We start from the raw sequence: 26,981 nt of genomic DNA, 5'->3' as shown, positions 1-26,981 counted from the left end.
CAATACGGGAGGTAGGAGAATGATTGGAGCAATCATCGGAGATATTGTCGGGTCAAGGTTTGAGCGTAACAACCATCGGAGCAAGGAATTTGAGCTGTTTACTCCGGAGTGCCGGGCAACGGACGACAGCATCATGACCCTGGCAGTAGCCCGGGCAATCATGGAAGCGCAGAAATATATTGAGGCAGGAGCAGAGCCAATGAGTGATTCTTATCTGGAACTGCTTAGTAATCTAACGGTGAAATCGATGCAGTCCCTGGGACGCAAATACCCCAACTGCGGCTTCGGCGGTCGGTTCATCTACTGGATCTTTTCTTTAAGTCCGCAACCCTATTATAGTTTTGGCAATGGCTCCGCCATGAGGATCAGTCCGGTGGGGAATATTGCACCTACTGAATCCGAGGTCATCGCCTGGTCCAATGCGGCCACCCGAGTGACTCATAATCACCCCGAAGGGTTAAAGGGAGCGGAAGCCACCGCGCTGGCGATTTATATGGCCCGACAGGGCGCTTCAAAAGAGGAGATTCGCAGCAGGATCACCCAGCGGTATTATCCCCTGGATTTCACGATTGATGGGATCCGCAGCAGCTACAAGTTCGATGTATCATGCCAGAATTCGGTTCCCCAAGCGATCCAGGCATTTCTGGAATCTGCTTCCTTTGAGGATGCCATTCGCCTGGCGATTTCTGTGGGAGGGGACAGTGACACCTTGGCTGCCATTGCGGGAGGGATTGCTGAAGCTCATTATGGGGTACCGGAACCCCTCAGACATAACGCATTGAGCTATTTGGATGAGGAGCTAAGGGGCATCTATGACGACTGGATGGCATTTATGGGGGAAGAGGGACGGAACTAACATGTGCACTGATCTGTGGGATTGGCAGCTGCTGTAGCCCCAGCAGCTGAATCCGTGTTTTGAAACAGACACGGAGTATCCTGTTCTCATCATCTGTCGAGCCATTCAGACAAAGAAATAGTGAGAAGAATCGTTCGGATGATCGTCTCTTTTTGATCGGATGCGATATGATAGAATCATAAGATTATTGCGAAAGAACTGTTAGAAGTAATCAGATGAAAAATAAATATTTCGGGAGGAACTATGAAAGTTGTAGCGTTTAACGGAAGTCCAAAACGGGAAGGAAATACTTATGAAGCGTTGAACCTGACCCTGGCCGAACTGGCCAGTCAGGGAATTGAAACAGAGCTGATCCATGTGGGGGCTCAGCAAATCGCGGAATGCACCGCCTGCGGCATGTGTGCTAAAAACAGGGATGAATGCTGTGTTCTGACCGGGGATGATGTCAATCTCTGGATTCAGAAGATGAAAGAAGCCGATGGGATTCTGTTTGGATCACCGACGCATTTTTCGGGGATTTCCAGCAAGATGAAATCGTTCATGGACCGTGCGTTTTATGTTTCCGGGAATAACGGCGGCCTGTTCCGGCATAAAGTGGGAGCGCCGGTCATTGCGGTCCGCCGGTCCGGCGGAGTTCCCGCCTATGACATGATCAACCGCTACCTGCTCTACTCAGAGATGCTGGTTCCAGGAGCTAATTACTGGAACGTGATTCATGGAGCCGTTCCGGGCGAGGCCGGACAGGATGCGGAAGGAAGTCAGACTCTGCAGATCCTGGGCCGGAACATGGCCTGGCTGCTCCAGGTGGTTGAAGAAGGCAAGAAGACGATACCGGCTCCGGAGCCGGTCAAGAAAGTTCGCATGAACTTTATTCGCTGATCCCAGACCAGCCACGAAGTGAGAACTGTCGCAGCCGGTTTGACGCAGATATTGAGCTGGCCCCAGGGCCAGTTCTTTGCATGGAGGGAAGGAGAAACAACTTGGAACATACAATTCGCAGCTATTGTGAGGCAGCTGCACAGGACGAGCTTTTTTCGGGGGCTTGTCTGGTCAAGCAGGGAAACCAGGTAATTTATCAGGGATCCTTTGGACTGGCTCATCGGGGATATGGCATTCCGAACCGGCTGGATACCCGGTTTGATATTGCTTCGGTAACCAAGCTGTTTACGGCAGCCGCGGTCCTGCGTCTGGCGCAGGAGGGAACCCTTCGTTTGGAAGACCGGATATCGGATTTGATTTCGTTGGAAGGGACGAAAATTCCAAATGATGTCACCCTGTTCCATCTTCTGACTCATACCTCCGGCATCGCCGATGATGCGGATGAAGAGGCGGGAGAAAGCTATTCAGATCTGTTCATCACCAAACCGAATTATTCCATCCGAACAACCAGGGACTTCCTGCCGCAGTTTGCCTATAAACCACCTGTGTTCCCAGCCGGCACGGCGGTTCGGTACAACAACTGCGCCTTTGTCCTGCTGGGACTGGCCATCGAAGCGGTGACCGGCCGGACCTACCGTGACTTTGTTCAGACCGAGATTTTTGATCGTCTCGGAATGGATCGGTCCGGTTTCTTCGCGATGGACGGGATCGACCCGGATGTAGCGGAAGGATACATTGACCTGCGGGATGAACAGGGGATGATCATAGGCTGGAAGAAAAATATCTATTCCTGTCCGCCCATCGGCTCACCGGATGGCGGAGCCTATTCCACCGTCACGGATCTGGACCGCTTTCTGCGCAAGGTACACTTCGGGGAACTGCTGAATCCGACATATACCGATTTATTTCAAACACCCCGGATTATTCAGTCCAGGCCCTACCGTTGGAGCCGATTCCCCGATGCGACGATTCGCAATGGATTTGGCTTTGAATTCATTGAAAGCGGAGAAACGATTCTTTGCCTGCGAAAAGATGGGATGAATGAAGGGGTTGCGGCCATGGCAGCCTATTACCCGCAAGCTGACCGGAGCATTGTCCTTCTGGCCAATCAGGGAGCGGATGTCTGGACTCTGCATCGAAAGATTCAAGATCTGCTGTTTGATCAACCAGGAGCTGGCAATTAGCTAAGCTGATCGTAGCTTGGGCAGAAGCAATACTGTTGAGAAAAACTTGGAAGAGGAGACCACAGAACAATGAGTGATTTACGCATTAAGCCGACTTTGCGAGGGGATCGGGTGATCCTGCGCCCCTTTGAACCAGGCGACGGGGAGCTCATGCTGAAGATTCTAGCCGACCCGTAACTGCAAAAACTGACCGGATCCTGTACTTCGGATGAAAAAGTCACTCAAACGTTATCCCATGAGGAAACCCGGCGGGTCAGCCAATGGTATGAGACCAGGAACGAACAGACCGACCGTCTGGATTTGGCCATCGTAGACCGCGCCACCGGTCAGCTGGTGGGGGAAGTTGTCTTTAATGACTGGGACGAAAAAGCCCGGTGCGTCAACTTTCGGATTCTGATCGGAGCACCTGGGCGAAATCGCGGACTGGGACAGGAAGCCATTCGCCTGTTTGTGCGCTATGGTTTTGAAGCCCTGAACCTGAACCGAATTCAGCTGGAAGTGTTTGATTTCAATCCCAGAGCCCTGGCGGTATACCGGAAAACCGGCTTTGTCCTGGAAGGAACCAGCCGGGAGGCATTTTATTTTAATGGAAGGCCGGTGGATGTCCACCAGATGGCCATCCTCAGGAGAGAATACAGGCCAGAGCCTGAATGCGAAAGCAAAGAGTGAACGGATTTCAGATCGAACATCCGGGTGTTGTTCCGGGGTTCGGCTGTATCCTGGCAGGTTGTTGATTGGATTAAGTACCGCAGAAGGAAGGTGTCTGTGTGGATTGGATTATCGTTGGAATCATCATTGCACTCATCCTGCTGTATACTGTGATTTCGGATTTTTTCCCGCATCGAATGGGAATCGGAGCATGGAAGCGGCATTATCGAGCGGGCGTGGTACTCACTTTTGATGATGGCCCGGACCCGGATCATACTGGGAAATTTCTGGATTTGCTGAAAGAGAATGAAACTCAAGGAGTGTTTTTTCTTGTGGCGGAACAGGCTCAGCGCCATCCGGAGATTGTCAAGGAAATTCTGGAGCAGGGTCATCAGATTGGCCTGCACGGGATGGTTCATCAGCATGGCTGGCGGATGGGACCATTCCGGACATGGCAGAACTGGACCAAGGGAAAACAGGTGCTGGAGGCAATCACCGGAGGTCCGGTGGTCTGGATGCGGCCGCCCTGGGGCGTGTTTAATCTGATCAGCCTGATCTGGGTGAAAACCCATGGCATGAAGGCAATTCATTGGAGCCAGGAAGGTCATGACTGGAATGCTTCCTCAGAGCAGGACGTAGTGGAACGGATTCGTCCGGGACTGCGCGATGGAAGCATCCTGCTGCTCCATGACGGAGACCGGACTGGGAAAGCACGCCAGACACTCAAAGCCACGGAGCAGCTGATTCATCTGATTACCAGGGAGGCCAGACTTCCCATCGTTCCACTGGAATTGCCGGACTGGACCTGGTCCAGGCGACTGATGTACCGGCTGTGGGAAACCTGGGAGCGCTTTTACGCCAGGCAGCTGGGTATTATCAACATTGATGATGTCAATATTTATCGAATCAATCCCATTCAGTATGACGGACCGGATCTGGTGAATGAAGCAGGCGATCTGATTGCCCAAGCAGGCGACCGGGTACTGGAGCTTCATGTGAACAGCCCCCGGCTGCAGACCGCAGAAACGGACCCTGTTCGGATTGCGATCGGAGTTCTGCGCCAGACAAAAAATTCCCTGCCGGTGCTTGCCCGCTATATCCAACAGCAGCCGGAGTATCAGGATATCCAGGTTCTGGTCAGCAAAACACTGCTCAATCGGGGACTGAAAGGGCTGGGGTTTGAGGTGACCGAACTGGAAGATACTCTTCACAATCGCTGGATTGGATTCATGCAGAGACTGATTCTGAAAGTCTACCATCCCCAAAATGAAGGCACACATATGGGTCAGCCCAAGATGGTCTGGATGACCCGAGAGGTCTTAATGACAAAATGGCTGCCGAAAGCTCAAAACCATACAGAGTAAACACCCGAGCTCCCGTGATACAATGAAATCACGGGAGCTCGATGCAAAAAAAGCGCCGGGGGCGGCTGCCCATTTTTGAAAAAACAGAATTTCATGAGATTAATTGATGAACAGAAACACAGCATGATCCTGCTGAATAAAGTGGACCCAAAAGAACGGATTATTATGAGCTGCTCCTGCTTCCGTCCGGATCATCAATGCTGGTTGTATGAGGCAAGTCAAGTCAGAAAGACAAGCTTCATCGCTCATCCGTCTCGAGAGTTATTTTGTGACCGACAAATGGACAGACCGACACGCAGGCAGACAGACTTCCACATAGACAGACAGACATCCACATAGACAGACAGACATTTACATAGACAGACAGCCGGACTGGCAGTCTGACAAATAAGTAATATTGGAGGATTAATAATTAATGATGATTGAGGAATGGATTCCAAGAATGCACCAGCTGGAAGAGGAATATTATGAGGAATTCTGCGAGCGGACGGATGACCAGGGGGTCAGTCGATACCAGGATGACTTGATCCATGATATGTATTCCCATAACTTCACACTGATTCGAGAACCGCTTGCCAAGGATGAACTGGCGAGTTTCATCGAACGGGAAATCGAACGGAGAAAGCAGGGGGGCAAGGATTTCCTGATGCTGAAGTTTCCTGTGGCGGTGGATCACACGGACATTCCGGAGCGATACCGCGACGGAGCCACCGATATTGAGTATTACCGGCTGCCGCTTGTAGTCGTGCAGCGCCTGCCTGAACGGGAGGATCTGGAGATCATTCGTGTATCCGAACTGCTGCTGGATGAGGCTGCGGAACTGGATGAACTGTGTGAAGACGGAGAGTCCCTGGATTTCACGCAGCGGCGGTTTCAGCGGCGAAGCCAGGTTTATCTGAGCGATTCAGGTCCGGATCAGTATTTGGCCCTCCTGGACTGGGAGGCGGTGGGATCCTGCGATTTTTACTCGAATGGGACGACCTGTACTTTGGAAGACTTCACGGTCGACCCGGAGTATCGCAGACAGGGCATTGGGACCTCGCTCCTGAAATCTCTGGCACTGAGAGCTTATCACCAGGGATGTGATCTGGTGTTTCTGACGGCAGACACAAAAGAAACCGCCCGGGAAATGTACCGGAAGCTGGGATTTGAAAAAATGACAGAATCGACAGAACTGCTGATTAAGTTTTAGCCATTCCAGCTCAGCTGCGGAACGGATCGAAGGAGACTGAGGATATGGAGACAGAGCGATTCTTTGAGAACCATCGGGAAGTCATGGATCTCTATCAGAGCCTGGAACAGGCATTGATCGAGCGTCATCCGGACATCACCGCCAGGGTATCCCGCTCCCAAATTGCCTTTTGGAATGACCGGCCCTTTGCCTGGGCCTGGCTTCCGATTCGTTCCGGAATCAAGGGTCGACCGGAGCACTATCTGATCGTGAGCTTTGGCCTGGACCGGGAAATCAGACATCCGCGGCTGATCGATACGGCAGAGCCCTATCCTGGCCGCTGGACGAATCACACAATTGTGGTCAGCCGGGAAGAGGTGGATGAGGAGCTGATGGGCTGGCTGGAAGAGGCTTATTGCTGGAAAAAGAAAAAATGGTCCTGGGCAGGGCAAGGAGAAAGTAAATGATTTTCAGCTACGGGAAAAATGACTGGAAGGATCTGAGACGGGGTCAGGAGAACTGTTATCTGCTGACGAATCGGCTGGGAGGCTATTCCAGTGTCACTATGATCGATTCTTTGGCCCGAAATGAACACGGGCTGCTGATGGGGGCCGTGAAAGCTCCGAATGAATGGGTGCAGTTTGTGACAAAACTGGAAGCTGTGGTCCGAATTGACGGAACGGATGTGGAGCTGACCAGTCAGGAATATCTGGATCCGGCAAAAAACCAGTATGGCTGCCGCTGGCTCAACAGCTTCTCAGTGGGTGCCTGGCCCGAATGGGATTACCAGGTTGAGGGCGTTCGGGTGAAGCGATCCATCCTGATGAAGTATGAATCGAACCTGGTCATGGCAAGGTTTGTCCTCGAAAATCAGAATCAGTCCCAGGTGCAGATTCGCCTGCGGCCCTGGTTTCGATTCACGCCGAAAGGAGTCATGCCGGAGGCCGCGCAGGAATTTCTGATCGGCGATGGTCAGATCAGCAGCAACGGCTACAAGCTGTATTTCAAATCCGATCTCCCCTTAACCCAGGAGGAACCGTTCTTCGTGGAGAATCTCTATTTTGAGCAGGATGAACGGGATGGCCGGGAGTTTGTGGGCTCCATGCACTCCAGCCACTACTTTGCCTGTGAACTGGAGCCGGGCGAAGTCCGCACCGCTTATCTCATTTACAGCATGGATCCGATTCATGAGACGCCGGATGAGCTGGCCGCAGCAATTCTGAGACGTCGGGATCAGCTGGCTGACACGGCCGGACTGACCTCAGAGCTGGGACGCACGCTCACTCAGGCAGCGGATGCTTTTATTGTCGACCGGGCTTCCACGGGCTCTCGTACCATCATTGCCGGGTATCCCTTTTTCGGAGATTGGGGGCGTGATACCATGATCGCGGTCATGGGATGCTGTGTGGCCACCGGTCGGGCAGAGGATGCCAAAAGCATCTTCCGGACATTCATGAAGTATATCCGCAAAGGCATCATGCCGAACATGTTCCCTGACGGGGCGGAGGAACCCCGGTACAACACGGTGGATGCTTCACTGCTGTTTATCTGTGCCGTCTATGAGTATTACCTCCGGTTTCTGGATGAGGACTTTGTCCGTGAAGCAATGCCGGTCATGCAGGAGATCATTGACTGGTATGAAACGGGGACGGATTTCGATATCCGAATGAATGAGGATGGCCTGATTTCAGCCGGTTCCGGCTATGACCAGGTGACCTGGATGGACGTTCGGATCCAGGATATTCTGCCAACCCCCAGGCACGGCAAGCCGGTTGAAATCAATGCCTACTGGTACAACGATCTCAGGATCATGGCCCGATTTGCTGAATTAACCGGACAGGGGAATCCGGAGCGGTTCCTGAATCTGGCGGAACGGGTCAGACAGTCATTCCGCCAGCAATTCTGGAATTCCAAAGAGGGTTGCCTGAAGGATGTTGTGTCCGGTCAGCCCTGCGATGACCAGATCCGCTGCAATCAGATCTGGGCGCTGTCCCTGCCCTTCGGCATGCTGGATCAGACGGAGGAGCTTCAGGTGCTTCATGCAGTTTACCGGCATCTGCATACTCCTTACGGGCTCAGATCGTTGTCCCCGAAGGATCCCGAGTTTAAGCCCAATTACGGCGGATCCCTCTGGGACCGGGACAATGCTTATCATCAGGGAACGGTCTGGACTTTCCCGCTGGGTGCCTATTATCTGGCATACTTGAAAGTCCATCGGTACAGCGACCAGTCCAGACAGATCGTCATAGAACAGCTGGATCAGCTCAGCAGCGCGCTGAGGGAAGGCTGTGTCGGTCAGCTCCCGGAAATCTACGACGGACTGAACCCCAATGTTTCCCGTGGCTGCTTTGCCCAGGCCTGGAGTGTGGGAGAACTGCTCCGGGCAGTCCGGGCCGTCGAGAGCGAATAGAATCACTGGTTGGAAGTCGTTCGGATCGGATCGGATCCGGGCGGCTTCTTTGCACGTTCAGGCAGTTCAATGCAAGTGGAATCAAGGCTTCCATCAACCAGTATGGAGATATAGCACTTCCCCTGTTCGGGCAGATTGGGGCGTCTGTTTATTTACTTTTCTTCATCAAAAGAATACTATTAAGATAACAAATTCAGAATATTCAAGTAAAACGGAGATGGTGAATATGCTGTTTCAGGATCGGAAAGACGCGGGACAACGGTTGGCCCAGGTTCTGAAAAAATACCGTGAGGCAGACGTCATCGTATTTGCGCTGCCCCGGGGCGGAGTCGTGCTGGGAGCTGAGATTGCCAGAGAGCTGGGCGCGCCGCTGGATCTGATTATTACAAAGAAAATCGGTCACCCGATGAATCCCGAATATGCCATTGGGGCCATTGCCGAAGATGGGGAGCCGGTCTGCAACACCAGAGAAGTGGAGCGAATCAATGAAGCGTGGTTTTCAGGGAGAAGTCGAACGGATCCGGAAGGAGATCCGGCGGCGTCGGCAAAAATATCTCGGAGATGACAGCCGGCCGGATGTAACCGCCAAGACGGCAATCATCGTGGATGACGGAATCGCTACCGGACTGACCATGATGGCCGCTGTAGAGGAACTGAAGAGCCGCAGCCCGGCAAAAGTAGTAGTGGCGATTCCGGTTGCACCGGAGGATGTCGCCGCAACCCTGATGACAATGGCTGATGAGCTCGTTTCGTTGGAGATTGATCCTTATTATCTGGGCGCGGTGGGGGCGTATTATCGGATGTTTGATCAGGTGGACGATGCGGAAGTCATCGCGATCCTGAAAAAATCTCGAACCAGTCATCGATCCTCCGAATAGGGAACTGCCTGAACAGCAAAAAACAAAGCTTGGCGAAACGGCAGTGAATCATCGCAGGGAACATCACCGATTGAATTGGAACAAGGCATCAGGATACATCGGAACTCACCGGGAAATGATCACGGATCGAGCAGCAAAGACAGTATTTCAGCCTCGGATCAGCAGTTGACGGAAAACATCCGAATCATCACCGCAGTACGTTCATTCAAGGATACGGGAAACACAAATCGACTCTTGTTCATAACAGGAGGGTAGACCAATGAAATATTCATCGAAATATATTCGCTGGTTTGAAGAAATCAGGATTGAGGATATCCCGCTGGTGGGAGGGAAGAACGCTTCCCTGGGGGAGATGTACCATGAACTGACGCCGAAGGGGATCAAGATTCCCAATGGCTTTGCCGTAACCGCAGCGGCCTACTGGGACCTGGTGGGAACCGATGGCTTGATGAAGGAACTGAAGGATCTGATGGGCGGGATCGATAAGACGGATTTAACGGACTTTGCCTTGCGGGCGAAGAAAGCCAGAGATCTCATCATCGGAGCCGGATTGCCGGATCCTGTCTGGACAGAAATTCAAGAAGCTTACCGGACACTTTGCGAGGAGTATGGCGAGGCAGCGGATGTAGCCGTGCGCAGTTCCGCAACGGCCGAGGATCTGCCGACGGCCTCCTTTGCCGGTCAGCAGGAAACGTATTTGAACATAAGGGGAGAACAGGCTCTCCGAGAAGCCTGCGCCAAGTGCTTTGCCTCCCTGTTTACGGATCGGGCGATCTCCTATCGGATCGATCATGGATTCGATCATTTTAAAGTGGCACTGTCAATCGGCATCATGAAAATGGTTCGGTTCGATCTGGCCACCAGTGGGGTTCTGTTTACGATTGACACCGAAACCGGCTTTCGGGATGTGGTTATGATCACCGCTTGTTATGGATTGGGAGAAACCATCGTTCAGGGAGCCGTGAACCCGGATGAGTATTATGTCTTCAAGCCAACATTCCGTGAGGGTTGTCGGGCGATTATTCGAAAAAATCTGGGCGATAAAAAAAACAAAATGATATACAGTCAGGGTGATTCCAAACACCTGACCCGCACCGTGAATGTTTCGGAGCCTGAACGAAAGGCCTTCTGTGTGTCGGAAGACGACATTCTGGAGCTGGCGGGCTATGGCCTGACGATCGAGGAGCATTATTCGGCAAAAGCCGGCATGAATGTCCCGATGGACATCGAGTGGGCAAAGGATGGCCTGACCGGCGAACTGTATATTGTGCAGGCGCGGCCGGAAACGGTTCAGTCGGCCAAAGCCAAAGATTATCTTGAAACCTTCCATTTGGATGGCAAAGGGACTATTCTCGCAGCCGGAAAAAGCATCGGAGAGAAAATTGGCAGCGGCAGGGCACGAACCATTAAAGATGTGAAGGAACTGAGGGAGTTTGTCCCAGGTGAAATCCTGGTGGCGGACTCGACCTCACCAGACTGGGAACCCGTTATGAAAACCGCAGCCGCCATCGTAACCAATAAAGGCGGCAGAACCTGCCATGCAGCGATCGTGAGTCGCGAACTTGGCATCCCCGCTGTCGTTGGTACGACAAAGGTGACAGAAACGGTCCGGACGGGGGATGAAATCACAGTCTGCTGCGCCCAGGGCGATGAAGGAAAGGTATATCAGGGAATGATTCCGTTCCATGTAGAAACATTCCAGCTGACGGACTTGAAACGACCTCAAACCAAAATCATGATGAATCTGGGGAATCCGGATCAGGCATTTTCCTGCTCGATGATCCCCAATGACGGAGTGGGCCTGGCGAGAATGGAATTCATCATCAATGATTTCATCAAAATCCATCCCATGGCGCTGGTTCATCCGGAACGAGTGACGGATCAAGCGGATTTTGCAACGATTGAAGAGCTGACCTGTGGTTATTCCTCCAAAGCGGATTATTTTATCGACAAGCTGGCTTACGGGGTTGGTACCATTGCCGCCGCGTTCTACCCCAAACCGGTCATCGTGCGCATGAGTGACTTCAAGACAAATGAATATGCCAGCCTGATCGGGGGACAGTCCTTTGAACCGAAGGAAGAAAACCCGATGATCGGATTCCGGGGCGCGGCCCGTTACTATGATGATAAGTACCGGGAAGGATTCGCACTGGAGTGCCGCGCCATGAAAAAGGTACGGGAAGAAATGGGTCTGACCAATGTCATCCTGATGATTCCGTTTTGCCGCAGAGTCGAAGAAGCTGAAAAAGTACTGGCGGAAATGGCCGATAATGGTTTGCACCGAGGCGAGAACGGCCTGGAAGTCTATGTCATGTGTGAAATCCCGAATAATGTCATTCTGGCCGATGACTTCAGCCGGGTCTTTGATGGTTTCTCCATTGGCTCCAATGACCTGACGCAGCTGACACTTGGCGTGGACCGGGACTCAGTCCTGGTAGCTCACGATTTTGACGAGCGGGATCCAGGAGTCTATCAGATGATATCAATGGCCATCAAAGGCTCGCAGCGAAACCACAGCCACATTGGGATCTGCGGTCAGGCTCCCAGTGATTACCCGGAGTTCGCGGAATTCCTGGTTGAAAACCACATTGATTCCATGTCCCTGAACCCGGACTCGGTGATTAAAATAACACTGCGCGTCCTGGAAATGGAAAAAAAGCTGGACCTGAAACGTCATCCAGACTAACATAGCCCAAGTGCTCCTTAAAGATGCTGTGCAATCCACAGATCATCGGTAAGGAGCTTTTTCAATGTCAATCAGAGGGTGAATCGAGATTCAGAAAGAAAGCCTCTCAGTACCCAATCCTCTTCTTCAAATAAGAAGTGATCAAATTAACCTATAATCGATTCAACAAGTATATCTATTATGACAAATATAGTGTAAAATTACACTGAACGATTGATCGGATCATTGAATGAACTGAATGGATGATATGCGAGACGTTAATCCAGGCAAATATCTAACTTAGGTAATATCCAACCAGGGCTGGCATCAAACCAAGGCAGGCATCAAAGTACTGCAGACATTAATGCGAGGCAGATAGCTAATCGAGGCAGACATTGAAACAAGGCAGAAAATGGGAGAAGAAGAATTGAATTAAGCAATCGGATGAAACGGAGTTGATTTTGATGAAAAACACTCAAAGAATCCTGCTGGCGGTGTATCTATTTCTGACGCTGGGAATGCTTTGGTTCAACTGGGTTTATGGCGGGGGGATTCCTTCTCTTCAGGTGACCTACATGGTTCGCCTGAGTATGTTTTTCACCATTCTGGTTATGAGAAAAAAGTACTGGGAACAGAAGATGCTTGTGCTTGCCTTTGCTTTTACGGTGTTGTCTGATTTCTTCTTTGTGTTTGTCAATACGTTGGATCAGCCCGTTGCAAACAGTCCGTTGTATGGCATGCTTGGGTTTGTGGGAGCATATGCCACACTGATATTCATCTTTGGCCGGCATCTGAATTTCAATAAGAACACCATACTCACACTGATTCCGTTTGTCCTGCTCTTTGGGTTTATGTTTCTGAATCTGAGGAAGTATGCCACGGGTTACATGTTTCCCGCTGCCATTGTTCTTGGAATCATCCTGTGTGTTACGGCTGCCGTGATGGTTTCAACCATAAACTCCGGGTATTTCTCGAAAAAGAGTGCCTATCTGATCGCATTGACTGGCTGCCTGATGTTCTTCAGTGATATTTTTGTAGCCTATACTTTATTTCATCCCGACTATGCCAAATTTATCCTTTGGAAAGACAACCTGATTGCTGCCACTTATGTTCCTGCCTGGACCATCCTTTTGCTGATCGCATCGGAAGAAGAGCTTTATCAGTGAACTTCGCAAAAGATGAAAATGAAAGGGCAGGCTGACGCATCCCGGTGACTGAAGATCCTCACGGAATCCAACCTGACGATGTGATCAAACGAGGCAGGTTGAACGGATCAATCAAAGAGAATGAGTCAGTCAGATGTTGCTGACCAATGAAAGGAGGCAAAGCCTGCGCCATGAAAGACAAGCCAGGGTTTGCCTGACCCCGGAGTTTTCAGCCGCCGAGATTTGCAGTACCCGCTGGGGAGAAAGAAATGCTGTTATAACAATGCGTTTTGTTACCGATTTCACCTATTTTCCCCTGAAAAAAACAGATATAATGAAAGCACACAAATATTGGGAAATCCCGATTGAGTGCACACCAGCCTCGATACTAGAAAATACAACAATATAACGGAGGTGTATGATGAGTAATTTCACTCAATCCATACGAAAAGTATTTCAAAACGCAGGAAAGTCCTTTAAGACCTTCCCAGCTGTTATGGTCAATGCAGTCCTGTTTACTCTCGTCTCCCTGGTCCGAATCGCAATGGACTGGCAGACGCAGCAGCCCTACAATTTCCTGTTCAATACTCTTCATGCTTCACTGGCTCTCGGAGCAGTTTTCAGCCTGGCTGCCATCACCTATGCCAAGAGTCGGATCAATACCAAACAATCGTTCCTGATGGCTAATCTGGCCGGCCTGATTGTTCCGGCCGTGACCTTCCTGCTGCTCTATTTCTTCGGTGGATATTACCCGAAGTATGAATTCCAGGAAGGCACCATCTACAAGGCGATAACGGTTCTTGCCGGTACCAGGGTCCTGGTCGGAGGCCTCATCTCCCTGTTGGGATTCCTCCTGTTTGCGGGACGGACCAAAGATGGTTCGGATTTTTCCGGTTCTCTGTTCATGACGCTGAAGGCATTTTTCCTGGCCCTGATCTACGGACTTGTGATCCTGATCGGCGTGTCCGGAGTGTTCGGCGCAATTCAGGCTCTGCTCTATAACAACATGAGGGGCGAAGTATATCAGGTGGTTGCTACCCTCAGCGGATTTGTCGGATTCAGCATCTTTATTGGCTATTTCCCAGACTTCCGCAAGGATGCCGAGGACGAGCACCGGCTGATCGCTCAGCAGCAGCCCCGCTTCATCACCATTTTGCTCGAATACATCCTGGTGCCCATCATGCTGGCCCTGACGGTGGTGTTGATCCTGTGGGCCGGACAGACCATCCTGGGTGGAATGAATACCCGGTTCATCAATCTGTACAGCATCGCTACGGCCTTTGCCATTGGCGGATTGCTGCTCCATATCCTGATTACGAAAAATGATTCTGCTTTGGCTAAATTCTATAAAAAAGTATTTCCCATTGCCGCTCTCTTTATTCTGCTTTTTGAAGCCTGGGCATTGATCACACAGTTCAATAAGTATGGGCTCAAGACCGCGGAATACCTGTTCACCATAGTCTGGATCATCGCATTTGCCTCCTTCATCCTGCTGATCCTGAAACAGGAGAAAGCCCATCGCTATATGGTGTATGTCACCTCGGTCCTGGCAGTGATTGCAGTCCTTCCGCTGGTTGGATTCACGGACCTGCCCTTCATGGAACAGATCAACCGGCTGGAATCGACCCTGAAACGCGAGAATATGCTGCAGAACGATACGATCGTTCCGGCATCCAAAGAGCCGGCTCGAGAAACAAAAGAAGTGATCACGGAAACGGTGGACTATCTGATCAATGCAGAAGGTGCCATCTACCCAACCTGGCTTGATCCGGTCAAGCTCAATTACAATAATTTCCGGACAACCATGGGCTTCGAGCGGCTGCGCGCCGGGGAAGAACCCCAGACGCCGGATGGCAGTCAGTCACTGTCTCTGATGCTGGATACTCAAATTCTGGATATCAAGGGTTATGAATGGGCGCTGAACTCCGCCTACTTTATGAAGGAAGCCGCAGGCACGATTCAGTTTAACGGAAGGAATGGCAAGTATGATCTGATCTGGACTCAGCAGCCCCAGTCCATTCCGGTACTGGAAGTGAAAAAGGACGGAGTGACCATTCTGAAGGGTGATTTAAAGCCATTCATCGATCAGACGCTTCAGAAGTATCCTTTGGGATCAAAAACCGGGATTCCTGAAACAACTGCTGATATGACTTACCTGATGGAATCAGATCAGGTGGCAGTGCTGGTGGTGCTGCAAAATTTGGAGATCAATGCTGGTCCGGAAAATGCAAAGCCTGTTTACTTCATCAACCTGAATTCGATGTATGTGAAGGAAAAACCTTAATCAGCCAGATGCTACTCGGAGCGACACATTGGGCGCGATGAAAAACCTTTTGGTTAGTCCTCGAGCACGAACGAAAAGACTACCTGGCCGGATCCCTGCATCCGGCCAAACTTCAGGAGGGAAACAATGGATTGGATCAAAATTAATGAATGGAGAGAGTTTTTACGGGACAACGTTCGGGAAGAAGTAGATTTTTCTACCACGGACCAGAACAATGATATTCCAATGCCCCCGGTGGAAAAACCCTGGGTCGGCGGAGAGGTCATTTCATTGCCGGGAGAAGAAACCTTCGACTTTCAATTCAAGAGTTTTATGGATATCATCCGGGATCGGGAGTCCCGGCGTGTGTTTGATCAAACGGAAATGAAGCTGAAGGAACTGTCATTCCTGCTCTGGGCAACTCAGGGCGTTCGCTCCAATAAACCCAACCGCATTCTGCGGCATGTCCCGTCGGCCGGGAATCGCCATTCAGCAGAAACCTACTTGGCCGTCTTTCGGGTGGAGGGACTGAAGCAGGGTATTTATCGGTACTTGCCGCTTGAACATCAGATTGGCCTGGTGCGGGAGTTGCCGGATCTCTGGGACCACGTCAACAAGGCAGCCCATATGCAGCTGTTTGCCTCCCGCTGCAACGTTCTGTTCCTTTGGACCAGCCTGCCGTATCGTACGGAATGGCGCTATGGTCATGCGTCCGCCAAAGTGTTCGCTCTGGATCTGGGCCATATTTGCCAGAACCTTTATCTGGCCTGTGAAGCCATAGGATACGGCACCTGTGCCATCGCAGCCTACGACCAGAAAGCATCGGATCAGCTGCTGGGTGTCGATGGCAAAGATGAATTCACGGTATATCTGGCTCCGGTGGGTAAACAGAAAACCAGAAGCTAAATCGGCGGTCAAGCCGAAACTTGATCTTTTGAACCAGCAGCATGCAAAAGAAATAGCCCGATCCTCCAAGTGATAGTATAATAAAAACAATTGACAACGGGAGGATCAAAGCCAATGTATACAAAAATCAGCCGATATATGGTGCAGCCTGAAAAGAAAGAAGAATTTCTGGACATCCAGCAGGAGATCTCTGATCTATATCTGAACAGCATGGGGGGAAGAATGCAGTTCCTCAGAAACGAAAACAATTCGGAAGAATGGATCGTTTTGCAGCAGTTTGAATCAAGGGATCTGTTTGACCGCAGAATCCAGGAAGTATTGGAAAACCTGGCAGAAACTGATCTGGAGGATCGCCTGCGTGATCTTCTTACGGCACCTGTAGAAGAAAATACTCAGGATTACTATATGTTCATGGAAGTAATTTCTGAGGATTAAATACTCAAGGATAAATCTCAAGGATAAATCTCAAGGATAAATCTCAAGGATAAATCTCAAGGATAAATCTCAAGGATAAATCTCAAGGATAAATCTTAATGGTCATCTCAAGGATTTCATTTTAAAGATTGATTTGAAAGATTGATTTGAAAGATTCATTTTAGAGATAGATCTGAAAGATAGACCTCAAAGATTGAATCGAAGAAGGTGAATCTCCAGAGGTCTCATCTCAGAAAATAAATCAGGTCAGTTCAACAAAAAAACTGGTTTCGTGGGAGACCAGTTTTTTTGTGTTTATGGTGAGCCATTATCCACGATGAAATGGATCCATTGAGAGCGGCAGTTTTAGCCAACCGGATCAACGTAACATCTAGAACCTGGATTCCCGGCGAATTATAACGGGGAATGCTGGAAATCGTTGATATCACTGGATTAGCAGCATAATTTCTCTTGATTTTGCCTCATAAACACGTTATAATTATAACGTGAGGTGGCGCATGAATATCATCGATGTCAAAAACAAGAAAAACGGAGTTATCTACGTCTACGAATCCATCGACTACTGGGACAAAGAGAAGAAACAGTCTCGAAGTAAGCGTGTTTGTATTGGCAAACGTGATGAACAGGGCAATCTGATCCCTTCCAAACGACTCACTCAACCTCCGGTCTCCACTGTGATTAAACCAGGGCCGACTCCATCTACTTCCACTCGGCATGGTTATTTTGGCGCTACGTATCTGTTTGATGCGATCGGGGAGCAGCTGGGCATCACACAAGACTTGAAGGCATGCTTTCCGCAGATTTATAAGAAGATCCTCTCCGTGGCCTACTATTTGATTTTGGAGGACCGCAACTCCCTTCTTCGTTTCCCGAAATGGGATAGGACCCATTTTCATCCACATGGGGCCTGCATCTCTTCCCAACGAAGCAGTGATCTGTTCTCGATGATTACGGAAGAAGCAAACTGACGTTTCTTTCGCTTGCAGGGCAAGCGCCGGATGGAAAATGAATATTGGGCCTATGATACCACCAGCATTTCGTCCTATTCAGAGTCTCTCAAACAAGTCAAATATGGGATGAACAAGGATCATGATCCGCTTCCCCAGATTAACCTGGCGCTGCTCTTTGGAGAAGACTCAGGCTTGCCGTTCTACTACAGAAAGCTGGCCGGCAACATCAGCGATATCTCGACCCTGAAGAAATTGCTGGCCGACTTAAAGCAACTTGATTTTGGCAAAGTTAAACTGGTCATGGATCGTGGCTTTTACAGTGAAGCCAACATCAATGCCATTTATCAGAACAACCTGAAATTCCTGATTGCCACCAAAGTATCCCTGAAGTTTGTGCGAAAAGAATTAGACAAAGTCAGAGACAGCATAAAAACAAGGACCAACTACAACTCAATCTATCAGTTATACAGCCATTCCACCGCCATTGAATGGAACTACTCTCAAACAAGACCCCGCAAAGGCGATGTCATCAAGGATACTCGCCGCATGTATCTGCACATCTATTACAGTAGCGAGAAGGCGTTGGAACATGAGAGCCGCTTCAATCTGATGCTGGATCAGTTGGAGGCTGAGCTTACGAGCGGAAATCGAAAACCAGAGAACGAGAAGCAGTACGCCAAATACTTTGAACTGTCAGATACCCCGGTACGTGGAATCAAGATCATTCCCAAACAGGATGCCATCACTCGAGCTGAAAAGGACTATGGCTTTTTCGCGCTGTTAAGTAACGACATCAAGGATCCCATCATAGCCTTGGAGATTTACCGTAACAAAGATCTGGTCGAGAAGGCGTTTGGGAATCTTAAAGAAAGGCTCAATCTGAGGCGAACTGCAGTCTCATCTGAAAGCTCGCTGGACGGAAAGCTGTTTGTCCAATTCATTGCCCTGATTTTTATGTCCCATTTGAAAAAGACGATGGCCGATAAGGGTCTATTCCAAAACTACACCATGCAGGAGCTACTAGACGAACTTGATGTCATAGAAGCATTTGAAAATCCAGGGAAGGCTCTCCAAGTAGGCGAAGTGACCAAGAAGCAGGAAGGCTTGTATACGAACTTGGGAGTAGACCCGCCATCCACGTTATAATTTTTCGGGAATTTAGGCTAGAATATGGTGATGCCTTTTTCCGTAATGAGCTTGTTGACCGGGATATCAAATTCATCAGTGGGTACTTCTTCTGTCTGCTGCAGGCTGAAGGCAATGGCGATCTTTGGTACTGAGGGCTCAATTTGCGAGAAGAACCGATCGTAGAAGCCGGCACCATAGCCAATCCGATAACCATTTTTGTCGAATAGGACACCAGGTGTGACTACCAGATCGATTTCAGCCTTGTCCTTCAATCGCAGCTGATCCTCCCTGGGACTAAGGATTCCATAATAGCCGGGGACCAGGTCTTCGTCAAAATTCAGGATCTGAGCAGGCACCATGATGCGCTCTTCGCGGATGATGTAAGGTACATAAACCTGCTTCCCTTCGGTCAGGGCATCCTTGATGAACTGGTGCGTTTCGACCTCGTCCTCGAAGGATACAAAGCACATCAGGATCCGGGCATTCTGGTATTCAGGCGTTTGCTTCAAAGTATCTATGATTCGGCTGGAATACTCATGGAAACGTTCCGGGGACTCTTCGGCCAGTTGTTTTCTTTTGGACAGGGTTTCACGTCGCAGGGCTTTTTTAAATTCTTTCAGCTCCTGGCGTTGATTAAGGTCCATGTTTCATTCCTCCTGTATTAATGATTGTCTTGTCACCATTAGTATATCAGGAGCAGGGGGGATATGCCCCGTACCCTGGTTATTTTTCCAAATAGATACAAGTTATTCACAGGCGAGGCGCCAACTCCTGGATAGAACGCTATATAATAAAAGAAACGGCCACATCCATGAACGAATCTTCTGATTGGCGGAAGCTTCGCATTGGCACCGTTCCGGAGGAGTTGAATGAATTTGCAGCAGCATTCCCTGGGGAAACCTGACATGATCTTGTCTGATCTGAAAAAGCCCGTGATCCTTACTGTCATTGCGAACTGGCTGATGGGAGACCGGGTTCTGGCCCTTGCTTCACTGCATGCCTATCAGACAGCGTTCGTCAGCCCGGGGCGGGGAACGGTACGTAAAGCATTCTTGAGGCAGGCGGGGCTGTCCGATCTGCGCAAGGAAATTGTGACGATCGTGACGGAGGAGGACCAGGCTTACCGAATTCTGGAGGATCTCAAAACCGAGATGCATCTGGAAGACGAGCACTCGGGCATTGCCTTTGTGCGCAGGGGACTAGAGCCAGTGGAACTGAGTACGGCAATGACGCCGGATAAGGAGGTTCATGAAATGGAACAGGAAAAACTCAGAGCAATCTATGTAGTGGTGAACAAGGGCTTTGCCGAAGATGTTATACTGGCGGGGGAACGTGCCGGAACCAGGGGAGCCACGGTCATCCCTGCCCATGGGGAAGCTAGGGAAGAACACATCAAGGGATTAAAAGTATCAGCTGACAAAGAATTGATTCTCATCATTACCAGCCCGGAGAAGGCGTCCCGGTTCATGGACATCATCCACCAGGATCCGGCAATTATCGAACAAGGTCAGGGACAGGCCTTTGTCATGGAAGTGGTCGATTCTGTCGGAATCAAGTTCTATTAAAGAATGATAATCAGCAGGTGGATTCGCTGACCGGAAGTGGACCATTGAGAATTCTTGTGCAGCAGGTATCCATATTTTGGATGCCTGTCATTTTTACCTGCGACTCTTTGAGGGATTACATCAGTTCTTTTACAGAATGGGCAAGGAATGATAGACTTGGTTCAGCAGCCTAATCGTTTAAAGCAATCGCTCAGGCAGACAAAGACCCAGACATTCCAGGAATAAAAAAATCAAAGGAGAATGAGGAAGCTCATCCGATTTGAGATGATGGGATCTGCGTATTAACCAGATCCACGCTTCTTTAACATCATATGGATCAATCAAGAAAAGACAATAAGGGTACAGTGGATCAGCACAGTACCCTCAATCCCGAAGAACAGCCCAAGCATCAACGACGTAAGCGATATAAGGGGACTCATCCCAAATCGTACAGTGAGAAGTACAAGGAACTGCAGCCGGAAAAATATGCGGAGACGATAGCCCGGGTCATTCAAAAGGGAAGCACCCCAGCCGGTATGCATATCTCCATTTGCGTCAATGAAATCCTCGAGTTCCTCCAGATCAGACCCGGGCAGATTGGTCTGGACGCAACTCTGGGTTATGGCGGACATACCTTGGAAATGCTGCGGCAAATGGAATCTCAAGGACATCTGTACGCCCTCGATGTGGATCCCTTCGAATTGCCGCGGACCAGGGAACGTCTGGCCGCTCAGGGATTTGGACCTGAGATTCTAACCATCCGTCAAATGAATTTCAGCAATATCGATCTCCTTGCCCAGGAGTCCGGTCCCATTGATTTCATTCTGGCTGATCTGGGCGTATCCTCGATGCAGATAGACAACCCTGAGCGGGGATTTTCGTTCAAGACAGAAGGGCCGCTGGATCTGCGGCTCAACCCCGAAAAAGGCCTGTCAGCAGCGCAGCGCCTGCGCGACTTGCGGGTAGATCAACTCACTGAACTGTTCGTGGAAAATTCCGATGAACCGCATGCTGAAGTCATTGCCCGCTCGATCATGGCAGCCAGAAAACGCGGAGCAAAAATCGATACGACCACTGAACTTCGGGAGATTATTGCCCAGGCTTTGATGTTTTTGCCAAAAGCGACCCGCGATGAGGAAATCAAAAAGTCCTGTCAGCGATGCTTTCAGGCTCTTCGCATTGATGTCAATCAGGAGTTCGAAGTTCTCTATCAGTTTCTTGAGAAACTGCCCCAAGTACTAGCTCCGGGCGGGCGCGTCGCCATTCTTTCCTTTCATTCCGGAGAGGATCGCCTCGTAAAAAAATCCTTCCAGCGATTCTTTCGGGAAGGAATATACCGGGAAATTGCAACCGGGCCGATCCGGCCTTCCGCGGAAGAATGCAGTACCAACAGCCGAGCTCGCTCTGCGAAACTCAGATGGGCTATTAAGGCATAATTTATTGGCAAGTCGTCACGGTCAAGCCGCTGCAGGAAGGGATTCAGTTCAACATCATAGTAATATCCGATTTTCATCTGTTCCAATCTGCACGATTTGATTGCGATTGGGCAGGTATTCCTGTACATGATGTTGAAAGCAGGACAGATACACACCGCCATTCGGATCATATGCTGTTTTGGCTATAATTCACTCTGCGGGTCGGACTCATTGAGTCAGGATCAAGTGATCTGGCAATAAAAAATGGCAGTCATAAATCCAGTTTGGATTACTGACTGCCATTTTTTGGCTGTTCACCAAATAACGCTGGTAAGACCACTTCAGCTGGAGATGACCTGCAGCGTTTCAAGCTGGGGGGTGAGTTCAGGTGGGGCGTCCTGGCGGTGAGATTTTTATTTCTTGTACCAGGAGAGAGGGTGGACCTTTACTGCGGCAAATTCATAATCAGCATTATGATCCTCCCAGCTTCCGTCGTGCTCATCCGGATCGCGAATCATGATTTTTCCGACGACAGCTTCTTTCCCATCCAACTTCTGGAAGGAAATGGCGTAAACGGTGGTTTCACCGGCTTTGGTCCCACTCTTTTTGCCGATCCAGGCTTTTTCCGTTGCGTCCCAGGTGCAGGCCATGACCAGATCCTTAGAATAACTACCATTGTCCTTGCATGGAACAACATACAGGGTATCGCCCTTCAACTCCGCTCTGATCCAGTAATTCGATTGCTGCTGCGGGATACCATCCGAATAGGTGAATCTAACATCACCCGCATAGTAACCCGAGTTGTCCTGTGCGGGAAGACGAAGGATGACTTCCGGCGATTGATAGCTGAACTTGACTGTCAGGTCTGGTTTTTTTGCTTTGAGTTGCTTCTTGTCTTTATAGAATGCCAGTCGGGTCGGAGCCCCGGCTTCCAAATAGTGGTAAAGATTGTACGAAAACACCGTGTTGGAGCGCTCATTGGCTGATGGCCTGGCGGTCCAGTCAGCCACTTTGGTGCCTTCCTTCAGGGGTTCAAATTGCATGATATCTGAAGCATGGTCGGAGCTGGGGAAAAACCCGCTCGGGGCGGTCGGGTCTTCAACGGAGACATCAGTCAATTCATTCAGGACAGGCCAGGCTGCCAGAACCTGACGGAAAACTTCCTTGCGCAGTTCCTCGTAGGCGGTTCGGCTCATTTCGCGGAACAGGGGCGCCAGATCATGAATCACTTCTGCTTTAAAGCGCTGATGCCAGGCTTGGGTTTCTGCGGTGTCGGGCCAGTTGAACTCTTCCAGATTGTCCTTGAACAGGACTCCGGTTTCATACTTGGCGGCATGGTCTAATACTTCCTTGCCATCCACGTCCCAGAATGCGTCGCAGAACTGATTAATGATGGAATCGATGGTTTTGGCCATTCCTTTGGGATCAAATTTATGCTCATCTTCGATTTGTCGGAAAATCTTCGCCCACGTATGGGGGAGATTGTGACTCATCAGTTGTTTTGCGTAGTCTGGCTCGTAGTCCGTGTAGCTCTTGTCAAACTGTTCTCTTGAGTAAACCCACTTGCGGCTGTCTTGAAGCCATACCATGTTTGCATCAGTAAAGAATCGATAGAACTCCTCTTCATTCGACTCAGCTGCTGCCACTGGCTGATCAGGGTTCATGTACTGGGCGTAGTCCTGCAAGCCCCAGATCCAGAAGCCAGTAGCAATGGAACCCCAGACCGGCGAGGAATAGTAGATGGCAAGACCTGTAGCAGCCGCTTCACATAGATTCACCATATTATCCCAAAGGACTGCTTGCGGTTCGTCATTGTTTTTAAGCTGATACCCGACTTTGGATACCGTCAGCAGGATGCCCAGTCCGCCAAGGACTTTTCCATGGAGCTCAAAAGGTTTCTTCTTAATGAAATCGTCAATATAGGGCGGATCAACCAAAGTACCCACGCCGTTTATCGAATCTGCTGTGACGCTGAACCAGAAGCGGTGGGTCGGATTGCTGACAATCTTAGGATCCTTGATGAATGGCCGGAGGGATTCCTGATCCAGAGCGCCCACCACCTGATCAATGCGATTGCTTGTGGTATAGACCTGTGCAGCGGGACCTTTGTTGTTTTTGAAGGGCATGAAGAGTTTGATCAGTTCTGATTCCGCAAACCCGCCCTTGGCATCCTTGAGCACACCGTAGGGAGAAAAGTGAGTTGTAGAAAAGGTTACGAGATCTTTATCATTGTCAACGGTGCTGGGATAAGCCAGCCAGGTCTGCTGTTCTTTGTCATAGTATGCAATTGAAATTCGATCCGCTTCCTCTTCCTCAGGGATATCTTTGCCGTCATAGGGCAATGTAATGTCGACGACCACTGGGAATTCACTGTGGTCTGCGCCATTCAGTTGGAAATTATAGATAGCGAAGGACGTTCCGGATTTTTGGTCGACTTTTTCGGGCAACCGGGATACCTTCAACGAGGATTTCTTTTCAAGGGCATAGGCCCCAAAATCAACCGTGGCACCTTTGATCGCGGCCACGGGGGCCTCTGGAGACACCTCGGTGGTTTCGCCGGGGGTGGCCAGTTCAGCCTCGGTCAGAATCACAGATTCGTATACGGATCTTTCGGCAGTAGACTTGATCGGTTTTGAAGCGGTAGTCTGCGTGCTGCCCGGGTCATTTGACCAGGGAGGGTTTTCCAAAAAATCAGGGAAGCACTGAACCAGAAGAATACCACTCAATCCCAGGGCTGCGAGGCCCTTGAGCAAGGAGCCTTTTTTCCGGACAGGTTGGGGAGCAAGTGCTTTCTTGGTGACAGGATCTGGCAGATTCTTTGCGGATTTTTTTGAAGGCTTTGCAGAACTGGTGGTATCAGTCTGCGGGGGCTTCTCCGCAGCTTTTGTCGTCTTTTTTCGCGACGACTTCGGCTGCTGTTGAGGTGTTTCTCGGGACGGAGAATCAGTCGCTGGTTTCTCTTCTAATTCGAGGCTTTTTGTGGACTGGTGTTCCGGCATGGCAGGGGCTGGTGACAACTGATTTCCGCAGGCTCGACAGAAGCTGGCACCAGGCTGTGCTTCGTAACCGCATTGATCACAGATCAAACTTAAAGAAGTCGGCTCCCGAACTGGTTCCCCGCAATCGGGGCAGAATTTAGCATGGTTGGACAAGTCCTTTCCGCAGGATGAACACTTCATATTGGTCTACTCCTTTTGCAGGTTTCTTCGGGCTTAACGGCGTTATTAAAGAATTAATTGATTTTTAGTGGATATTCGGTCATTGCAGAGAGTTTGGGATCTGATCTTGAAGATTGAACAGGAATTTTGATTTAATTATAGGATGTCCCAAGGTTCTCTGCAATTCCCAAAGTGCCCTTCCATTCAGACAGCCAGCGACTATGGGGACTCACTCTCAGAACAATCCGCTGATATTGGGCCCTCGGGCAGCCGACTTCGAACGACACCCTGTGCTACCGGGAAATTCACCACGGTAGATTTTTATGTCAAGAGTATGAGAATCGTCAAGCCACTGTCATTCACCTCGTTTTCACCAGCTCACTGGGCAGTTCCGCGCCTCAACGGAAGTGATGCGGCTGCTCCATTGTTCCGTTGCTTTTCCTGACAGATATTTCTTGTGAGGTTCTTTGATCGATTGTTGTATATGGACGGTCGTGTTAAAATTATCATTAATAATCATTCTTTCCTAATGATTCACAAGATACTTGCAAACCATTGATATCAGAGCATTCTGGTTGAGAAGAAATCAGATCCGATCTCCGGGCAGCGCTCAATTGCAAACTTACCTGCAGGGGGTTGAATCAGATCGAAGTCATTGGAATTCACCAGTGGATCGTCCGGCAGGTTCTGAGCAGAACTGGTTCAATGATTTTTAATAGAATCCATCAGCCCAATGAATAACCAGGGGAGGGATCCGGAATGGTTAAGATCTCAAAAAGACGAACGCTAAGCCTTCTGATCAGTCTGTTCGTATTGATTGCCGCCGGCGGCTGTTCTCTTCCGCCAAAACCATCCAATGATCAAATCAGACAGGCGATCCAATTATTCAATGACACTTCCTCTGACCCAATTGACCTTGATTACACCGTCATGGAAGTTCCGCAGCGGTTTTATGGTCAGGCTGCCGCTGTCATGTGGACCCCGAACCGGGTGATCCAGAGAAATTATCGTATTCGATATGATAAGAGGCGGGGACAGTTTGAAGTAGAAAGTTATATCACGCTGAAGCTGGATGAAACCGGAACGTATCGACAGCTGGGGGAGTCGGATGCTGATTGACGGTTGATCTCAGGCTGACGGATTAATGGGCAAAGGGGCCTTTCGGGAGCGAATCATGCCGACTAAGGATTCAGTGCTCTGCTTAAGACTAGCCTGGTGAACACTCTCTTCTCAGACATACCCCTGCATCAGCAGGCCAGGATCCATCAGATCCTTGACTTTGAATCCAAAGAGGTCTCTTTTCCCTTGAACAGTGGGGAACCGCAAGCCCGGCAGAATTCAGCCCTTGCGTCATTCTGGGCAGCACAAGATGCACAATAGAGATACAGATCCCGGCGTTTGTCATATTTTTCTAAAAAGCGCAGATCAGCCCGTTGATGGTTCTTGACCCGATCCCCGGGCAGGATGCTTTGGAACAGGATGGGATCGGAGATTGAATGGCAAATGGTCTCTCCGCTGTCCAGCGCAATGATCAGCGCCATGGACTGTCGCTTGTATTTTCCGCCTGGATCCCCTTGTTTTCTGATCACGGTGCCAATCCACTGCTGACTGTATCGACGAGTGCCTTGGACCGCATAGAATGCAATAAAAAAAAATAGAATCAACAGCATGCCCAGGACCAGGAGACCTTCCTGATCCAACTGCAAATCCCCGCTGGCAATCAACATGGCAGCAATACCATTGAAGAGCAAGAAGGTGAAGAAACTGATATAGATGCGGCGGCTCCTCTGATATTTTGCCAGTCTTGAATCATTTGCCGCTTCGGACCAACCGATGCCGCCAGCCCCGGCCTGCGGCTCTTCCCCAAAGGGAAATTCTGCCGCGATGTCGAAACCGCATAAGCTGCAGGCCGTCTGACTGCGGGAGAGCCTTGACCCGCACCGGCTGCAGTAAAAGATCTTATCAAAAGCCATTAGTGTACA

Annotated in this window: 22 protein-coding genes and 2 pseudogenes; 20 read left to right on the top strand and 4 right to left on the bottom strand. The window is 50.0% G+C overall.

What is annotated here, in order from left to right:
• The first annotated feature begins 19 nt into the window (after positions 1–19).
• The 17 genes and pseudogenes from P6M73_RS10610 (at position 20) to P6M73_RS10525 (ending at position 18,900) form a co-directional block, all read left to right on the top strand.
• Complete coding sequence (locus P6M73_RS10610; protein WP_277853031.1) at positions 20–856, top strand: ADP-ribosylglycohydrolase family protein; 837 nt, start codon at positions 20–22, stop codon at positions 854–856.
• Positions 857–1,099: 243 nt separating this feature from the next.
• Positions 1,100–1,735: a flavodoxin family protein gene (locus P6M73_RS10605; RefSeq protein ID WP_277853030.1), complete on the top strand. Its 636-nt coding sequence runs from the start codon at positions 1,100–1,102 to the stop codon at positions 1,733–1,735.
• A 101-nt stretch (positions 1,736–1,836) separates the two neighbouring features.
• Positions 1,837–2,919 carry a serine hydrolase domain-containing protein gene (locus P6M73_RS10600; RefSeq protein WP_277853029.1) on the top strand — a complete coding sequence of 361 codons (1,083 nt, stop codon included), beginning with the start codon at positions 1,837–1,839 and terminating at the stop codon, positions 2,917–2,919.
• 177 nt (positions 2,920–3,096) lie between these two features.
• Positions 3,097–3,588 (top strand): GNAT family N-acetyltransferase, encoded by a 492-nt coding sequence (locus P6M73_RS10595; protein WP_347276334.1) that lies wholly within the window; start codon positions 3,097–3,099, stop codon positions 3,586–3,588.
• A gap of 98 nt (positions 3,589–3,686) precedes the next feature.
• Positions 3,687–4,931, top strand: a complete 1,245-nt coding sequence (locus tag P6M73_RS10590) for a polysaccharide deacetylase family protein (RefSeq protein WP_277853028.1) — start codon at positions 3,687–3,689, stop codon at positions 4,929–4,931.
• A 415-nt stretch (positions 4,932–5,346) separates the two neighbouring features.
• Positions 5,347–6,123 (top strand): GNAT family N-acetyltransferase, encoded by a 777-nt coding sequence (locus tag P6M73_RS10585; protein ID WP_277853027.1) that lies wholly within the window; start codon positions 5,347–5,349, stop codon positions 6,121–6,123.
• A 44-nt stretch (positions 6,124–6,167) separates the two neighbouring features.
• The gene (locus P6M73_RS10580; protein ID WP_277853026.1) at positions 6,168–6,569 is read left to right on the top strand and encodes a DUF5655 domain-containing protein; all 402 of its coding nucleotides are present in this window, start codon (positions 6,168–6,170) and stop codon (positions 6,567–6,569) included.
• Positions 6,566–8,512: an amylo-alpha-1,6-glucosidase gene (locus P6M73_RS10575; RefSeq protein ID WP_277853025.1), complete on the top strand. Its 1,947-nt coding sequence runs from the start codon at positions 6,566–6,568 to the stop codon at positions 8,510–8,512. Before P6M73_RS10580 ends, P6M73_RS10575 begins: the two co-directional genes overlap by 4 nt.
• A gap of 226 nt (positions 8,513–8,738) precedes the next feature.
• Positions 8,739–9,077, top strand: a complete 339-nt coding sequence (locus tag P6M73_RS10570; RefSeq protein WP_277853024.1) for a phosphoribosyltransferase family protein — start codon at positions 8,739–8,741, stop codon at positions 9,075–9,077.
• A complete protein-coding gene (locus P6M73_RS10565) occupies positions 8,998–9,390 on the top strand; it encodes a phosphoribosyltransferase family protein (protein WP_277853023.1) in 393 nt (130 codons plus the stop codon). Before P6M73_RS10570 ends, P6M73_RS10565 begins: the two co-directional genes overlap by 80 nt.
• Before the next feature lie 259 nt (positions 9,391–9,649).
• Complete coding sequence (gene ppsA, locus P6M73_RS10560) at positions 9,650–12,076, top strand: phosphoenolpyruvate synthase (protein ID WP_277853022.1); 2,427 nt, start codon at positions 9,650–9,652, stop codon at positions 12,074–12,076.
• Between the two features lie 443 nt (positions 12,077–12,519).
• The gene (locus tag P6M73_RS10555; RefSeq protein WP_277853021.1) at positions 12,520–13,221 is read left to right on the top strand and encodes a lysoplasmalogenase family protein; all 702 of its coding nucleotides are present in this window, start codon (positions 12,520–12,522) and stop codon (positions 13,219–13,221) included.
• Positions 13,222–13,354: 133 nt separating this feature from the next.
• Positions 13,355–13,609, top strand: a complete 255-nt coding sequence (locus tag P6M73_RS10550) for a hypothetical protein (protein ID WP_277853020.1) — start codon at positions 13,355–13,357, stop codon at positions 13,607–13,609.
• A gap of 12 nt (positions 13,610–13,621) precedes the next feature.
• Positions 13,622–15,484, top strand: a complete 1,863-nt coding sequence (locus P6M73_RS10545; RefSeq protein ID WP_277853019.1) for a DUF4153 domain-containing protein — start codon at positions 13,622–13,624, stop codon at positions 15,482–15,484.
• A gap of 126 nt (positions 15,485–15,610) precedes the next feature.
• Positions 15,611–16,369 (top strand): SagB/ThcOx family dehydrogenase, encoded by a 759-nt coding sequence (locus P6M73_RS10540; RefSeq protein WP_277853018.1) that lies wholly within the window; start codon positions 15,611–15,613, stop codon positions 16,367–16,369.
• Between the two features lie 114 nt (positions 16,370–16,483).
• Positions 16,484–16,804, top strand: coding sequence for an antibiotic biosynthesis monooxygenase family protein (locus P6M73_RS10535; protein ID WP_277853017.1), 321 nt, complete (start codon positions 16,484–16,486; stop codon positions 16,802–16,804).
• A gap of 497 nt (positions 16,805–17,301) precedes the next feature.
• Positions 17,302–18,900, top strand: a pseudogene (locus tag P6M73_RS10525) (IS1634 family transposase).
• Positions 18,901–18,917: 17 nt separating this feature from the next.
• Here the strand turns inward: P6M73_RS10525 and P6M73_RS10520 are convergent.
• Positions 18,918–19,526, bottom strand: a complete 609-nt coding sequence (locus P6M73_RS10520) for a 5-formyltetrahydrofolate cyclo-ligase (RefSeq protein ID WP_277853014.1) — start codon at positions 19,524–19,526, stop codon at positions 18,918–18,920.
• Positions 19,527–19,751: 225 nt separating this feature from the next.
• On the opposite strand from P6M73_RS10520, the gene P6M73_RS10515 reads away from it, so the two are divergent.
• Positions 19,752–20,447, top strand: coding sequence for a P-II family nitrogen regulator (locus P6M73_RS10515; protein ID WP_277853013.1), 696 nt, complete (start codon positions 19,752–19,754; stop codon positions 20,445–20,447).
• A 311-nt stretch (positions 20,448–20,758) separates the two neighbouring features.
• A complete protein-coding gene (gene rsmH / locus P6M73_RS10510) occupies positions 20,759–21,862 on the top strand; it encodes a 16S rRNA (cytosine(1402)-N(4))-methyltransferase RsmH (RefSeq protein ID WP_277853012.1) in 1,104 nt (367 codons plus the stop codon).
• A gap of 392 nt (positions 21,863–22,254) precedes the next feature.
• On the opposite strand, the gene P6M73_RS10505 is transcribed toward rsmH, so the two are convergent.
• Positions 22,255–24,594: a hypothetical protein gene (locus tag P6M73_RS10505; protein WP_277853011.1), complete on the bottom strand. Its 2,340-nt coding sequence runs from the start codon at positions 24,592–24,594 to the stop codon at positions 22,255–22,257.
• Positions 24,595–24,876: 282 nt separating this feature from the next.
• Positions 24,877–25,020, bottom strand: a pseudogene (locus P6M73_RS17005) (double zinc ribbon domain-containing protein); the annotation flags it as partial.
• Between the two features lie 738 nt (positions 25,021–25,758).
• On the opposite strand from P6M73_RS17005, the gene P6M73_RS10500 reads away from it, so the two are divergent.
• Positions 25,759–26,118: a hypothetical protein gene (locus P6M73_RS10500; RefSeq protein ID WP_277853010.1), complete on the top strand. Its 360-nt coding sequence runs from the start codon at positions 25,759–25,761 to the stop codon at positions 26,116–26,118.
• A 146-nt stretch (positions 26,119–26,264) separates the two neighbouring features.
• Here P6M73_RS10500 and P6M73_RS10495 read toward each other — a convergent pair whose 3' ends face one another.
• Positions 26,265–26,972 carry a hypothetical protein gene (locus P6M73_RS10495; protein WP_277853009.1) on the bottom strand — a complete coding sequence of 236 codons (708 nt, stop codon included), beginning with the start codon at positions 26,970–26,972 and terminating at the stop codon, positions 26,265–26,267.
• Positions 26,973–26,981: the final 9 nt, after the last annotated feature.

Source organism: Anaerococcoides asporogena (assembly GCF_029590275.1).
In the GTDB taxonomy this organism is placed as follows: Bacteria; Bacillota; Clostridia; order Clostridiales; family Clostridiaceae; genus JG1575.
Note: the sequence above shows the minus strand (reverse complement) of the source record. Positions and strands in the feature narration are given on the sequence as shown.

Excerpts from the sequence above, each read along its gene's own strand:
- P6M73_RS10610 (WP_277853031.1), top strand. The coding sequence starts at position 20 with ATGATTGGAGCAATCATCGGAGATATTGTCGGGTCAAGGTTTGAGCGT.
- P6M73_RS10605 (WP_277853030.1), top strand. The coding sequence starts at position 1,100 with ATGAAAGTTGTAGCGTTTAACGGAAGTCCAAAACGGGAAGGAAATACT.
- P6M73_RS10585 (WP_277853027.1), top strand. The coding sequence starts at position 5,347 with ATGATGATTGAGGAATGGATTCCAAGAATGCACCAGCTGGAAGAGGAA.
- P6M73_RS10580 (WP_277853026.1), top strand. The coding sequence starts at position 6,168 with ATGGAGACAGAGCGATTCTTTGAGAACCATCGGGAAGTCATGGATCTC.
- P6M73_RS10575 (WP_277853025.1), top strand. The coding sequence starts at position 6,566 with ATGATTTTCAGCTACGGGAAAAATGACTGGAAGGATCTGAGACGGGGT.
- P6M73_RS10570 (WP_277853024.1), top strand. The coding sequence starts at position 8,739 with ATGCTGTTTCAGGATCGGAAAGACGCGGGACAACGGTTGGCCCAGGTT.
- P6M73_RS10565 (WP_277853023.1), top strand. The coding sequence starts at position 8,998 with ATGAAGCGTGGTTTTCAGGGAGAAGTCGAACGGATCCGGAAGGAGATC.
- ppsA (WP_277853022.1), top strand. The coding sequence starts at position 9,650 with ATGAAATATTCATCGAAATATATTCGCTGGTTTGAAGAAATCAGGATT.
- P6M73_RS10555 (WP_277853021.1), top strand. The coding sequence starts at position 12,520 with ATGAAAAACACTCAAAGAATCCTGCTGGCGGTGTATCTATTTCTGACG.
- P6M73_RS10550 (WP_277853020.1), top strand. The coding sequence starts at position 13,355 with ATGTTGCTGACCAATGAAAGGAGGCAAAGCCTGCGCCATGAAAGACAA.
- P6M73_RS10545 (WP_277853019.1), top strand. The coding sequence starts at position 13,622 with ATGAGTAATTTCACTCAATCCATACGAAAAGTATTTCAAAACGCAGGA.
- P6M73_RS10540 (WP_277853018.1), top strand. The coding sequence starts at position 15,611 with ATGGATTGGATCAAAATTAATGAATGGAGAGAGTTTTTACGGGACAAC.
- P6M73_RS10535 (WP_277853017.1), top strand. The coding sequence starts at position 16,484 with ATGTATACAAAAATCAGCCGATATATGGTGCAGCCTGAAAAGAAAGAA.
- P6M73_RS10520 (WP_277853014.1), bottom strand. The coding sequence starts at position 19,526 with ATGGACCTTAATCAACGCCAGGAGCTGAAAGAATTTAAAAAAGCCCTG.
- P6M73_RS10515 (WP_277853013.1), top strand. The coding sequence starts at position 19,752 with ATGAATTTGCAGCAGCATTCCCTGGGGAAACCTGACATGATCTTGTCT.
- rsmH (WP_277853012.1), top strand. The coding sequence starts at position 20,759 with ATGGATCAATCAAGAAAAGACAATAAGGGTACAGTGGATCAGCACAGT.
- P6M73_RS10500 (WP_277853010.1), top strand. The coding sequence starts at position 25,759 with ATGGTTAAGATCTCAAAAAGACGAACGCTAAGCCTTCTGATCAGTCTG.
- P6M73_RS10495 (WP_277853009.1), bottom strand. The coding sequence starts at position 26,972 with ATGGCTTTTGATAAGATCTTTTACTGCAGCCGGTGCGGGTCAAGGCTC.